Source organism: Bacteroides sp. FSHCM14E1 (assembly GCF_019633785.1).
GTDB lineage: Bacteria > Bacteroidota > Bacteroidia > Bacteroidales > Bacteroidaceae > Bacteroides > Bacteroides hominis.
Genome location: NZ_JADKYL010000009.1, coordinates 208,916 through 222,937, shown reverse-complemented (window position 1 = coordinate 222,937; position 14,022 = coordinate 208,916). Strand labels below are relative to the sequence as shown.

Annotated in this window: 13 protein-coding genes; 4 read left to right on the top strand and 9 right to left on the bottom strand. The window is 43.2% G+C overall.

The genetic code is table 11. The features are described from left to right. Positions 1–394: 394 nt before the first annotated feature. The 9 genes from ISX59_RS14920 to hemW form a co-directional block, all read right to left on the bottom strand. On the bottom strand, positions 395–748 hold the full coding sequence (locus ISX59_RS14920; RefSeq protein WP_005808506.1) for a hypothetical protein: 354 nt from the start codon (positions 746–748) through the stop codon (positions 395–397). Between the two features lie 265 nt (positions 749–1,013). Then, positions 1,014–1,616 (bottom strand): lysine exporter LysO family protein, encoded by a 603-nt coding sequence (locus ISX59_RS14915; RefSeq protein ID WP_005808504.1) that lies wholly within the window; start codon positions 1,614–1,616, stop codon positions 1,014–1,016. Continuing rightward, positions 1,613–1,900, bottom strand: a complete 288-nt coding sequence (locus ISX59_RS14910; protein ID WP_005808502.1) for a LysO family transporter — start codon at positions 1,898–1,900, stop codon at positions 1,613–1,615. Before ISX59_RS14910 ends, ISX59_RS14915 begins: the two co-directional genes overlap by 4 nt. A 37-nt stretch (positions 1,901–1,937) precedes the next feature. Further along, entirely contained in the window at positions 1,938–2,972 is a 1,035-nt protein-coding gene (locus ISX59_RS14905) for a DUF4249 domain-containing protein (RefSeq protein ID WP_032539704.1), read from the bottom strand. A 6-nt stretch (positions 2,973–2,978) separates the two neighbouring features. Then, complete coding sequence (locus tag ISX59_RS14900; RefSeq protein WP_032539702.1) at positions 2,979–5,657, bottom strand: TonB-dependent receptor; 2,679 nt, start codon at positions 5,655–5,657, stop codon at positions 2,979–2,981. A gap of 2 nt (positions 5,658–5,659) precedes the next feature. Next, complete coding sequence (locus ISX59_RS14895) at positions 5,660–6,538, bottom strand: FecR family protein (protein ID WP_044299482.1); 879 nt, start codon at positions 6,536–6,538, stop codon at positions 5,660–5,662. Between the two features lie 11 nt (positions 6,539–6,549). Next, positions 6,550–6,987: a hypothetical protein gene (locus tag ISX59_RS14890; protein ID WP_032532018.1), complete on the bottom strand. Its 438-nt coding sequence runs from the start codon at positions 6,985–6,987 to the stop codon at positions 6,550–6,552. A gap of 124 nt (positions 6,988–7,111) precedes the next feature. Next, a complete protein-coding gene (locus ISX59_RS14885) occupies positions 7,112–7,669 on the bottom strand; it encodes an RNA polymerase sigma-70 factor (protein ID WP_005821857.1) in 558 nt (185 codons plus the stop codon). 12 nt (positions 7,670–7,681) lie between these two features. After that, positions 7,682–8,815 carry a radical SAM family heme chaperone HemW gene (gene hemW / locus ISX59_RS14880; protein ID WP_032543934.1) on the bottom strand — a complete coding sequence of 378 codons (1,134 nt, stop codon included), beginning with the start codon at positions 8,813–8,815 and terminating at the stop codon, positions 7,682–7,684. 835 nt (positions 8,816–9,650) lie between these two features. Between hemW and ISX59_RS14875 the strand changes: the two genes are divergently transcribed. The 4 genes from ISX59_RS14875 to ISX59_RS14860 all read left to right on the top strand — a co-directional run bounded on the left by ISX59_RS14875 (position 9,651) and on the right by ISX59_RS14860 (position 13,865). Further along, positions 9,651–9,962 (top strand): hypothetical protein, encoded by a 312-nt coding sequence (locus tag ISX59_RS14875; protein ID WP_005808483.1) that lies wholly within the window; start codon positions 9,651–9,653, stop codon positions 9,960–9,962. Between the two features lie 153 nt (positions 9,963–10,115). Continuing rightward, a complete protein-coding gene (locus ISX59_RS14870; protein ID WP_234230103.1) occupies positions 10,116–10,955 on the top strand; it encodes a hypothetical protein in 840 nt (279 codons plus the stop codon). Next, entirely contained in the window at positions 10,942–11,436 is a 495-nt protein-coding gene (locus tag ISX59_RS14865) for a hypothetical protein (RefSeq protein ID WP_005781462.1), read from the top strand. The genes ISX59_RS14870 and ISX59_RS14865 overlap by 14 nt, the downstream gene beginning before the upstream one ends. A 272-nt stretch (positions 11,437–11,708) precedes the next feature. After that, the gene (locus tag ISX59_RS14860) at positions 11,709–13,865 is read left to right on the top strand and encodes a translation factor GTPase family protein (protein ID WP_032532016.1); all 2,157 of its coding nucleotides are present in this window, start codon (positions 11,709–11,711) and stop codon (positions 13,863–13,865) included. Positions 13,866–14,022 lie beyond the last annotated feature (157 nt).

The following is a 14,022-nucleotide window of genomic DNA, read 5'->3' as shown; positions in this document are numbered from 1 at the left end:
ATGTAATGAATTATATTACACACAGACAAAAGGAGCAGGAAATATTGAAAAATACAGGGAAGGGACTACATATTTAGGAAATAATACAACCCTAATAAGATGTTATACTTATTGAGCGTCCGCCCTGGAAAGAGGGAGATAGTACTTGAAAAAGAAATAAAAAAGAGGAGAATGAAGTGCATTGATAATCAATCATTTGCGACTCAGGGGTCTGGAGGATATCAGGTGTATGATAGACTTTTCAATATTTGGCTTAGGAGGAATTACTGATTTAACCGGAAACATCAGTGCTAACCATCTTCGCGGCTGTCGGTGATTGGTATAAAAATAAAAGACCGGTGTCAGTTCATTCGACGACACCGGTCTTTTATCCTTTTATTCATCAATCAAGTTTCTACTTTACTTCGATGCCCTTGTTTTTCAAAGTCATATTCAATATTGTAGTATACTTCGTGTACTGAGCATCCGTCAACGTTTTTTTCATCAACTTCAGATTTCCGTAGACAGCGTTACGAACCAGGGTGTCTTTATTCTTTTTTGACGTAGTGGCTCTTCCCATCTGCTCGTCAAAGTAGTTACAAATGTTGGCTACTTCTTCTGCCTGTACAGAAGATAAATTCAGGTATTTACCCAATTTATTCACATTGATGTTACCTTCCCATTTTGCAACTGTAGGTTGATTTTCTGCTGCAAATGTGGTGGCAGCAAGGCAGAGTGCTGCTACTAATGTTAATCCTAATCTTTTCATAATACCTACTTTTTTAATTGTTATTCCTGAAAACTAATCTTTGTCCCTATCCTTATCATAAGGACCCCTAATACCTATTAAAAACAATTGTTAAGCTCTTAGCTTTTTCTTTTTACCTATGCAAATATACAAATATGTTGTTCAACATAAAAGGGATAGGGAAGGGAAGTAGGCAATAAGGTGTCATTTCTTGATGTATATCAAGAAAGAAGTGTGAAAAAGATAACATTATTGCGAAAATTGAAACAGTTTTGTAATAAGATACCTATATGGAACAGAATAGTGTCACCAGAAACGGCACGCTAAAGTCCACAATGAAACCATGAAAGATAGAGACTATGACGAATTCCTGCCCTGAACAACGGGTGATAATGGGAAGAGTCGTATCCATAGTGGTAGCTCCTCCGACTGAAATGGGGGCCAGTTTTCCGAAGAACTTTACCAATAAAGGAGCACAAAGCAAGGCGATGATTTCGCGCATGATATTTGAGAGCAGTGCGATGGTTCCCAGTTCGGCTCCTTTGTATTCGGTGATGAAAATGCTTGAGAGTGAATAATACCCGAATCCGGAACCCACTGCCATGCAATCGGCCGGTGAGCGATGCGATAGAAAGAGACTGACTACGGCACATCCTGCCAGTGTGCCCAGAATGGTCATTACGGGTAGGAAGAGTAAGCGCGGATTCAGTGACCGGAAACTTTTCAATGTTTGCGGATCATTGCCTATACTGATACCGACACAAAACATCAGCCCGCATAAAGCATAAAAACTGAGTTTGCTTTGGCTGAAATCATATGGAATCAGATGAAAAAGTCCGCACAGGGTGCCGACGATAAAAAAAGAGACGATAATAAGGCTGCCTTTCATGGCTTCACCTCCTTTTTCTGATAACGTGCATAAAGCAGATACCATAGTCCCCATGCAGCCAGTGTGCTTCCGGCTACGGCTGCTGTGGTGATGATGAAGGCTTCCAGCCCGATGGCGTGCAGTCCTTTCACGATGGCTTCGTTGCCTCCTACATCGATGCCGAGGAGGAAGAGCAACAGCCATATTAATAATGTGATGACTTTATGTATCCATGTGAGTCTTTTGCTACGTAACAGGTAGCCAAGCAGCATACCTGTAAGCATGATTCCGATTATTATAAACATATAAATGTGCTTTTAGGGCACAAAGATAGTGGTTTCTTTATAAATCCGGCATCGTTGGGGGAACTGCGTGGTTTTTAACCGTCAGCATGTAGTTGGTTTCTGCGCTGAATCCAACCATTCCGGTACCGCCGTTCACATTGCTGGGGAAAGCAATGGGCTCACTTAAGGTATTGTCATAGGCATCTGAGTCGAGCAGGTTCAGTGCTCTCAGATAATAATATTCTTTTTCGGTGATGCTGAGTATGCGGATATAGACATCTGTTTTTATCCATGTATATTCACTTCCCCAGAATCCCCATCCGTAAATATCGTTATAGACAGTCATTGTATAACTTCCGTCCGCGAAACGTGAGTCGTCAAATACGGCATACTTGTTAGTGACACTGCCGAACAGGCCGTTTTCGTCATCTTCTTCCGTACTCGGCTTGCCGTCGGTCAATACCACATCTTCGTTTGTCTGCAACTTAAAACTTTTCGACATGGCCGATTCCCAGTTAATCTGGTCACCCTGTTGCCAATAGTATTTCCAGTATTTCCGCTGTTCCACAATGATCCGATAGAAATTCTTCTCCCCCGGACGGTCGTTTATTTGGATTTGATAACGGAGATGTCTTCTCGGCGGAGTCCCGTAACCATAGTTACTTGGTATTCTCATGATAGAGACTGTATCTACCTTTTCTATCTTCCCGATAGGTTGGGGGACGGTGACTTCCGCCCATGCATGATATGCACCGTCATCTGTCATGGCGTCTATGCGGACTACATCGCCCGGACGGAAAGTACTGTTGATATAAAAACGTCCTTTATCGCTGCTGTACGGATCGGGGCGCAGCGTTTCGCTGAGAGAACCGTTAATGCGTACTTCCACAGTGGCTCCGTTGATTTGTCCGATTTGGTTTCTGCCGGTAAAGTTCAGGAACAGTTCGTTGTAAGTGCTATCGGCGTTGATGATGGCGTTCATCACCAGTTTAGGCGGATTCTCCTTCAGATCGAAAGGGAGATCGTGGTTGCAGGCTGTGGCAGATATAATAACCAGCAGGAACAGGAGTATGTCGTGAATGGATCGTTTCATAAATACTTAGAATTTATATGTATAACTGAATGAAGGAATACAAGGCAACAAGGTGAATTTCCGGATGACCGGTATGCGGTTGCCTTGTGCTTGTTCGCCTTGAGTATATTCAGTCTTTTTGTAGGTGCGGTATACCAAGGTAGGGTTCATGGCATTGTATACATTATATATACTGACGTTCCAGATACGCATGCCATGCCGTGTTTTCTTGCTGAAATTAACACCTACATTGAGCCGGTGCGTGGCGGGAAGGCGATAGTTGTTGCGGTGCTTGACATAATCTCCTTCTTGTATCGATGAATTGTTATCGCCCGGACGGATGATAGCCGTCAGTTCAGTGGGGATTGTGGTTGTACCTCCGGTGGTAAGTATCCATGAGGCACTTACGTCGATTCGTTCGTTGAACCGGTGGTTGAGGGTCAGGTCTATATTGTGCCTCCGGTCATATTTATATGGAAAGCGTGCCCCATTGTTTATCCCTCCTTTGGCAAATTTACGGTCACTCTTGGCCAATGTATATGCCAGCCATCCGGTTGTCTTCCCGATGGTTCTCTGTGCCATGAATTCTATACCCATGGAGCGTCCGCGTCCCATCTCCACTTTGTCTTCCCATCCGGTGGAAGAGCCGAGGAAACTGACTCCGTCTTTGTATTCAAGCACATTTTTCATTCCTTTATAGTAGCTTTCCACCGAGAATTCCCATCCGTCGATTCCTGTGTAATAGCCACCCAACGATACCTGATGCGCCTGCATAGGTTTGATTTTATTGGTCACCGGCACCCACAGGTCGGTGGGCATGGCGAACGGCATGGATGAAATCAAGTGTACATACTGGCTCATTTTGGTGTAAGAAGCTTTGATTACGATGTCCTTGTTGAGCTGATAGCGTGCGGAGATGCGGGGTTGTATGGAGAAATAGTTTTTCTTTTGCACTTGGAAAGTCGAGAAGTGCAGGCCCAGATTCATACGCAGGCGACTGCTTAGATTGAAGTTATCTTCAAGGTAGGCAGATGCTTCGTGGGCAAGGATTTCGCTGTTAGAGGCGGTATAATACGTCGTATCCCGCTCGATGGTTTCTCCGGTCTTGTCGAATATCTTTGAGGTGGATACTTCCGGACGGAAACTATGGTGCAGGTATTGCATTCCGAACTTGACATGGTGTGCGGGGATAGGATTATAGTCAAAATCTATCTGAGCACTCCAGTCCCGGATTCCCGATTTATAGTCGGCTTTATAGCGGTTCCAGGTTATTTGGTTGTTTGTATGTATCTCGTTCTTGGTGAACGTGCTGACGTCAAACTTATAGTTATTGAAAGCGACTGTGGTATTGCTGAACAGTTTGTTGTTAAAGATGTAATTCCAGCGTCCCGAAACGATGGTGTTGCCCCAGTTCATTTTTCCGCCGTCCCTGTACTTGTCTTCGTCACCGTAGTAAGTGTCGTCATACTTTGTCATGAAATGGTCTTTGCCATTGTATGCACTGAGGAAGAGGCGGCTCCGGTCGGAGAATTTATGGTTGATTTTGGCATTGATGTCATAAAAGTAATAACTGTACTTTTCTTCTTTCGGCATGAAGGGTTTGGCCAGCAGGTCGATGTAGGAGCGGCGGGCAGAAATGTTGAAAGAAGTCCGGTCCTTGATGATCGGCCCTTCGAAATTGAGTTTGCTGGTCAGGAGTCCTATACTGACTACGCCATGATAGTTCTTCATGTCGCCATCATTGGTGCGTACGTCAATTACGGAGGAGAGGCGTCCGCCGAAGCGGGCGGGGAAAGAACTTTTGAAGAGGGTTACTTTCTTTACGGCTTCGGGAGTGAAGACAGAGAAGAATCCTAATAAATGATCTACGTTGTACACCGGTACACCGTCCAGCAAGATCAGGTTCTGGTCGGGGCCACCACCACGTACATACAATCCGGCAGATCCTTCCATTCCGGCCTGTACGCCCGGCATCAACTGGATGGCTTTCATTACATCTGCTTCTCCCAGTATGCTGGGAGTGTTTTTTATTTGTGTCATCGGTATCTCGCTGGCACCCATTTGAGTGGCCATGATCCCCGATTCGGTCTTGTCCGACACGACGACCACTTCTTGCAGCATGTTGCTGTCTTTCATCCGGATGTTCAGCAGGGTGTCACGGGTCAGGGTCAGTACGTGTTGCTGGCTGGTGTAACCCAAATAGGAGAAGCTCAACTGAGCTTCTCCTTCCGGCAGCGTAATGCTGTAGAAACCGTAAGGATTGGTGGTGGTTCCTTGATGATGACGACTCTCAAGAATATTGGCACCAATCAGCGTTTCGGCAGACGCCCCGTCGGTTACGTATCCACTGATAGTAAACCTGCGGCTTACGGGTTTGGGGGGGATTTTTTGTAACAGGATGTGCTTTCCTGTTATTTTATAGCTTATCGGTTCGTTGGCAAACAACTGGTTCAGAACTTCTCCGAGAGGTTTCTTCTGTACGTTGAGGCTGACTTTATGGTCGAGTTTCACCTCTTCACCGTAGATGAAAGAGAAACCGGTGGCTTGTTCTATATGCCGGATAATCTCTGAGAGGCTGGTGTTTTGCAGCTTGAGGGTGATCCTGGGCTCCGGTGTCTGCGCGTTGATAGTTGAAAAGAATATGGAAACCACACACATCAGAATGTAACTTCTGATGTGGTGGAAATCCGGATTGGATTTTCTCATGTTTAGTTAAGTTTAGTAGTAATCGTTATTTTTTCATTGTTGTGTGAATAGTTGAATTTACCGACTGTATGCAGCAGATCGAGAATCTGGTCGAGTCCTTCTCCGTCGGAGAATCGTGCCGTGATCCGGTAGTTCTGCAATGCTTTGTCTGCTATGGAGATGTTTACACCAAACGTGTTGGACAACTGTCGGGCGATCTCCTGCAGGGGAAGGTTGGTGAAGACTAATTCGCCATTCCGCCAGGCTATCTCTTCGGCAGCGCGATCTGAAACTTCAAGGGTCATGCTCTTTTTCACCTTATTATATATAGCACTTTCGTTTGGCTTCAGAACCATGCGCACAGAATTGGCTTTATTGCTCACCACCACGGAACCTTCGAGTAGGGTGGTTTTCACTTCCGGATCGTCCGGATAGGACTCTACGTTGAAGTGAGTTCCCAGTACCTCTACATTGACCGACTCTGTCTGTACGATGAAAGAGTGTTCCCGATTCTTCGTCACTTCGAAATAGGCTTCTCCTTTCAAGTCTACTTCCCTGTGTTTCCCTTTGAATTTCTCGGGATAGGTGAGAGAAGAGAAATGGTTCAGCGTCACTTCCGTTCCATCGGGTAACTTTATAGTCCGTGTGTCGGCCAGTGTAGAAACGGTTTGCAAGGCGGCAGGTTTCAGATAGCAATAAGTGCTCCATCCGATGTAGCAGAACAAAGCGATGGCGGCTACTGCCGAGAAAATGCGTATAGAGAAAAGCCGGTGTGCCGGACGTGGCAATCGCTTCTCTAATATCTGATAGCTTGCCGCTGCCGAGAATCTTCCTCTGGGCGAGCGGGTGGAGGCTATGAGTTTCTCCAATAATCGGTTAAGTTCCTGGTCGGTATACTTCATTTTTTATTTCGTTATTTTTTCACCAGCCGGATAGACATCTGGGTCGTTTCCGACTTTCCGTTCTGAGGCCGGCAGACAAGCTGAATGTATTCATTCGTTCCCACTTTCTGGGGATAGACCAGAATAGTGGCTTTGGCCGATTTACTGCCTCCCTTGATGGTGACTTTATTATCTTTAATCTTAAAAAACTGTGCCGAAGGGCTTCCGGGCTTCGTCGGACGTGAGGGTGATTCGATGAAGACAATCCGGTCTTCTTTCGTTTTATCAACCGCAATGATCTTTACTTGGAATTCGGCTTCCGCAGTATTCTTTTGGTAAGAGAAGTCCTGCGCTTTCTTTTCGAATCCCAGATATTCCTTGGGATAGGAGTTGTTGCCGTTTTCGCATGCAGTGAAACACAGTGCCATCGTAAGCAATGCAAAGGTTGTAGGTCTTAATAACTTCTTCATAAGCTAAGTCTTTGTGTTTTGATTAAAATGAATTTCACTGATAAAGACAGAGCGTTCGAAGGATCTCCCTATCGGGGATGTGCAAATAAAAGTTAAACCTTGTCCATCGTTTCCGGCCGGTGGTTCATTGTTTATCGTTCATCGTCAATATCGCTTCTTTCAGTCGGATTGTTGCTTTCTGGAGTTGGGCGTCTACGGTCTTTGTGCTGATGCCCAATTCTTCGGCCACCTGTGCATAGCTTTGTTTTTCTTCGCGGATGCGGATGAACACTTCTCTGCAACGTTCAGGCAGGCGGTCGAGCGCCTTCACATAGATGGCGAACAGCTCTTCACTGATCATCGATTCCTCGGGCGAATCGCTTTGTGCTTCCGGTTCCGGCAATACTTCGGTGGATACGGTTGTGCGCCTGTTCTCTTTTTCCAGATAGTTGAGTGAGGCGTTTTTCACCAGTATGAAGCAATAGTCCTCAATGCTTTTGACTTCGGGCAACGAACTGCGTTGTTCCCAGAGTTTCAAGAATACATCAAGTACGATCTCCTGCGACCATTCTTCCCGCTTTACGTAATAGTAGGCAATGCGGTAAAGCCGGTCGTACGTCATATCGTAGAAGGATCGGAACGCCGTTTGCGAGTCCAGCTCCTTCATTCGTCTTAATAGTTTTCGAACCTCTGATTCGGTCATGACTTTATAATTTTAGTTGTCCACCCGGAGAAGATCGCTCATGATGCTGTCGGAAATAAAAATTCCTTCTCGGGTGAGGCGCAGAGCACCTTCGTGTATTTCTAATTTGCCGTTTTCTAAAGAAGGACGTGCCATCTTGAGGCAGTATTGTTCCAGTTCGGTTCCATAATCGTTGCGGAGGCGTTCGAGTGAAATTCCCCATTGAGTGCGGACGGAGGTAATGACAAATTCATTGTACCGGGTAGTTAAATCCCGTTCTTCCCGTTCAAAGTCCCGTTTACCGCTTTCGATGCCTGCTATGTATTTCTCTATCGACGAACAGTTCCATTCGCGTGTTGCTTCGTCGAAAGAGTGTGCCGACGGACCACAACCGAGGTAGCTGGTCCCTTGCCAGTACGAAGTGTTATGGCGTGAATACATTCCCGGCTTGCAAAAGTTGGATATTTCGTAGTGCTCATATCCTGCTTCCTGCAGCCGGTCTATCAATAAGGTGAAGAACCGGACACTGCTGTCCTCGTCCACTTCTTCAACCTGGTGTTTTTGCAACATTCTATAAATAGGAGTACCTTCTTCATAAATCAGGTGGTAGGCCGAAACATGCTCCACATTGAGGGCAACGGCCTGTTGCAGGTCCTTTTCCCAACGCTCTGCTGTCTCACCGGGAAGTCCGTAAATCAAGTCGATGCTGATGTTGCGGAACCCGTAGGTACGGCATAATTCTACTGCACGAATGGCTTGAGTGGCATTGTGGCGTCGCTTCAATAACGTAAGCGTGGCATCATCAAAAGTCTGGATACCCATACTGATGCGGTTGAATGGCAAGCGGGAGAGCATTTGCACATATTCCGGACAGAGGTCATCCGGATTGGCTTCAAGCGTTATTTCATGGCAATTTTCCATTCCGTATACACGCCGGACGGTGTCGAACACTTTCCGGAAGTCCTCTTCATCAAGTTGCGAAGGAGTACCTCCACCAAAGTAGAGCGTTTCTATGGGCTCTCCTTTCAGGTAAGTATATCTCATTTCCAGCTCCTTGCAGAGGGCTTCGATGTAGTGTCCTTTCCGTTCGCTTCGCGTGGTGGAGTAAAAATCGCAATAAATACAGCGTGTCTTACAGAAGGGGACATGTATGTATATGCCTGCCATGATAGTCTGAGTTATTTTTGCGTTTTAAATTGCAAAAGTAAGGTTTTCGTTTTAGTAAACAACTTTGCAGGGCATATATTCTTTCTTATTTAACGGGAGGAAAGTTCCTTTTTAACCATTTGACAATCTGATTATCTGATGATCTCAGAATGCTTTCGTTTCGTGCCGCTCTGAAAGTTGGAGAAAAAAACGCCTGCATTTGCCGGTAGGATTTTCCCATGTGTCGCAGATCTGTGATATCTGTTCTCCAATAGATAGCTGTGCGGCGGAATCCTGCCCTTTTTCTTTTATTTTCCTCTTCCTCCGGTGATTCTGTTATATATGGTTTGACTGGCTTTACAGAACAACCGGAGGAGAAAGAGGCATTCATACGGCCTTTTTGTTATAACAATATATGTAATGTGGCAAAACATGAGGAGATTTTCGGAAATGAAGTAAGCATTTCCGGAAAGTGCTTACTTCTTTGGGTCCGAATGCTTACTTCTTTTTCCGGAAATACACCGTCTTTGTGCTGAAAAACCGCCGTCTTTTGCCTCAAATACTCCCGTTTTGCGGCGAAAACCCCGTTACTGAATCCTATTTCATTCAGTTTGGCAGAAGGCAGTGTAAGCAAATGTGAGGTGAATAATGTTTTTTAATAGATAATAAAGGAAAAGACTTTCATTCTGACAAACGGTTTATTCTCTTCCCGTTTGTATCAACATGTTACATAACATTGTTTAGTAACACTGTCAGTTTTATTGCTTTTCATTTGATTAATGCCTAATTTGCGCCTCAGTAAAAAAAGGGTATGCGAAAAACACATACTGAATCATTCATTTAAATCTTATATATCATGAAAAAGACCTTAAGAATTTGTTTAGGAGTGACTTTCTTTTTATTTGTTTCTGTTAATGTCTGTTTGTCTGCGTTGAAAAACAAAGATAAAAAAGCGAATATGAAGATGCTTACTTTAGAGTGTCTTGCAATGGGAGAAGGTACTGATACCGGAGAAGGAGGAGGAGGCAACTATTCATGTACAGTAACTGTAGAATGTGGATTTCCTCTATCTGGTTCAGTATCTTGTAGTGGTAAAAAATGTAGTAGAGGACTTGATTGGTTAAATGGTGCCTATGTTGAATGTGATGGAAATAAGACTTATTGCTAAAGGGTAATGAATAGAATATTGATTCTTATTATCGCAATTTTATGTTTTTCTTCTTGTAACAACAAGGAGAAAAATCGTAACTTAATGTATTGTCAGTCGGAAATTAAGATAGAAGAATATCCTGATTCTAGTTTCTTCTCCAACATTACGTGTATGACTTATTATAAGAATAAGATATATGTTTTGGACAAAAAACGGGGAGACATTGTGGCGTTAAGTGATAACTTAAAAGAGATGGAATATGTTAGCAAACATGGTGAAGCCCCTTATGAAACAACATGGCCATTTACCTTTAATGTACTGAATGACACGGTATATGTTGTTGATTTTGGAACAAAGTCAATGAAAAAATTTCATGGAGGAGTTTTCTATGGTGATTTTTCACTTTCAAATGCAAATGAAAACAGATTTAGTCTCAATGATTCTTTAATCTTTTTATCTGCGAATACGGATTCGACAAGTTTTCTAATGATTGATAAATATCACCCAAACAAACAAATCCCAATGGGAAAGGTTGTACGAGAAAAAACTCCTTTTAAAACCATTATATCTAACAAGAAACATATTCTTTATGATCAAGGCAAAGGAATATTTTCGATTTCAAATTGCTACCCTTATATAGAGCAATATAATATTCATGGAGAATATATTAAAACATTTGATATCTCTTCAATTCCTATAATAAAAGAAGCAACAGAAATTGCTAAAAAGAATTCTAATAAAGAGAAATCTGTCTATATATACATACGTGATGCTTATCTTGCAAATGACCATATATATATACTGTGTTCATCACGGAGCTCATCAGGCGATTATCGTGTAAATACTATTTTGAAATTATCAATCAATGACGAAATGAAGCATATCTCTACCTACATTCTTCCACATGATATATATTCTTCTTTTTGTGTTTCAGACACATATCTATTTGCTTCACAAGAAGTGGCAGGAGTAACCATTGAAAAAATAAAAATAGGTGATGCGAAAAAATAAATTCTTTACCTTATTTATATTGCTTTGCATTATATGGGGATGTAGCAATAATCAAAAAAAAGAAAATGATGTTACTAAAACTCCCCAAAAGGATGTTTATAACTTAATAGGGAAAAGGGTAACCTCCATTGATTCTATTGTGTCAAATAAGACTTGTAGAGTTATTTTTCTATTTAACTATTATGATTGTGGGAGTTGTATAGATTTAGGATTCTCTATTACAAAAAAAATAGATTCTCTTTATAGAAATAATAAAGTAGCTATTATTTCAACTATGGGAAGCCCTTCATCTTTCCAGAAACGTAATAAATATTATGAGTATATATATCTTGACTCAAAAGATCTGATAAGAAAAGAATTGAAATATGTTCCAACACCTATAATGCTTTTATTGGATTCTTCAAACTGTATAAAAGACTATATATTCCCTAATACATCAGATGATAGAGAAGTTGTTCCATTTATAGAATCTGTTTTATAAGGAAGCATAAGCCAAGAGGTATATTATATTGGTGTTACCAAGTTCGATAATACGGAAAGTTGTTATCCTAATTCAACTTCGTTTAGAGAGTGCCAAGAGTTTGTGACACTGTGATATCTGCTTAATAAACAGATCCTGTATGTTACATAACATTGTTTAGTAACACTGTCAGTTTTATTGCTTTTCATTTGATTAATGCCTAATTTGCGCCTCAGTAAAAAAAGGGTATGCGAAAAACACATACTGAATCATTCATTTAAATCTTATATATCATGAAAGTATATCAGACTAACGAAATTAAGAACATTGCCCTTCTTGGCAATGACGGCTCAGGAAAAACCACTCTCACAGAAGCGTTGCTCTATGAGAGTGGTATTATAAAACGTCGCGGCAGGATTACTGCCAAGAATACCGTAAGCGATTACTTTCCGGTGGAACAGGAATATGGATATTCCGTCTTTTCAACTATTTTTCATGTGGAATGGAATGGAAAGAAACTGAACATCATAGACTGTCCGGGCAGCGATGACTTTGTAGGTGCTGCCATGACGGCACTCAACGTAACCGATACAGCTATTTTGCTGCTGAACGGACAATATGGACCGGAAGTGGGAACACAAAATCATTTCCGCTATACCGAAAAACTGGGTAAACCGGTAATCTTCCTGGTGAATCAACTTGATAACGAGAAGTGCGATTATGATATGGTGCTTGAACAACTGAAGTCCATTTACGGACCGAAAGTGGTTCCCGTCCAGTATCCTTTGGCTACAGGCCCGAATTTCAACTCACTGATCGACGTGCTGCTGATGAAGAAATACTCTTGGGGACCCGAAGGTGGAGCACCCACTATTGAAGAGATCCCGGCCGAAGAGATGGACAAGGCTATGGAAATGCACAAAGCCCTGGTAGAAGCCGCTGCTGAGAATGATGAAGGCTTGATGGAAAAATTCTTCGAACAGGATTCACTGACAGAAGACGAAATGCGTGAAGGTATCCGCAAAGGATTGGCTGCACGTGGCATGTTCCCCGTATTCTGTGTCTGTGCAGGCAAAGATATGGGTGTACGTCGTCTGATGGAGTTTCTGGGTAATGTAGTGCCCGGTGTATCCGAAATGCCGAAAGTGCATAATACCCGTGGTGAAGTGGTGGAACCCGATCCCGATGGGCCTACTTCACTCTATTTCTTCAAAACAGGTGTGGAGCCGCATATTGGCGACGTTCAATACTTCAAGGTGATGAGCGGAAAAGTGCACGAAGGAGATGACTTTACGAATGCCGACCGCGGTTCGAAAGAACGTGTGGCACAGATTTATGCTTGTGCCGGTGCCAACCGTATCAAAGTAGAAGAGATGGTGGCCGGTGATATCGGCTGTACCGTGAAGCTGAAAGATGTTCATACCGGAAACACGCTAAATGGTAAAGGTGCCGAAAACCGGTTTAATTTTATTAAATATCCGAATTCTAAATATTCACGCGCCATCAAACCGGTGAACGAAGCCGATACAGAGAAGATGATGGTTATCTTGAACCGTATGCGCGAGGAAGATCCGACTTGGGTCATCGAACAATCGAAAGAATTGAAACAGACCATCGTACATGGTCAGGGTGAATTCCACCTCCGTACTTTAAAGTGGCGTCTGGAGAATAATGAAAAACTTCAGGTGAAATTCGAGGAACCGAAGATTCCTTATCGTGAGACCATCACTAAGGCGGCCCGTGCCGACTATCGTCATAAAAAACAATCGGGTGGTGCCGGACAGTTTGGTGAAGTGCACTTGATTGTAGAACCATATTATGAAGGAATGCCGGTGCCCGATACGTATAAGTTCGGTGGACAGGAATTTAAGATTAATGTGAAAGGTACCGAAGAAGTTCCATTGGAATGGGGCGGAAAATTGGTATTTGTTAACAGTATTGTCGGTGGTTCTATCGATGCCCGCTTCCTGCCTGCTATCCTTAAAGGTATCATGTCCCGTATGGAGCAGGGACCTCTCACCGGTTCGTACGCCCGCGATGTACGTGTCATCGTATATGACGGAAAGATGCACCCGGTAGATTCTAATGAAATCTCGTTCATGCTGGCCGGACGCAATGCTTTCAGCGAAGCATTTAAGAATGCGGGACCGAAGATTCTCGAACCTATTTATGATGTAGAAGTCTTTGTGCCTTCCGATAAGATGGGTGATGTGATGGGAGATCTTCAGGGACGTCGTGCCATGATCATGGGCATGAGCAGCGAAAACGGTTATGAAAAGCTGGTCGCTAAAGTGCCTTTAAAAGAGATGTCTTCTTATTCGACAGCGCTCAGCTCGCTTACCGGAGGTCGTGCTTCGTTCATTATGAAATTTGCAAGTTACGAACTTGTTCCGAGTGATGTGCAGGATAAATTAATAAAAGACTTCGAATCCAAGCAAACAGAAGAATAATGTGGTTACAGCCTGCCGGACTGCGGGCTGCAAATGGCTGAACTGCTGAGTTATAAAGCTATGAGGAGTGTACAATGTATGTGCAACTGCTCGTAGCTTTATTCTTTTAAGGCATTCTGCTTGTGGTTGTAGCTGCCGTTACATGCCATTGACAGTT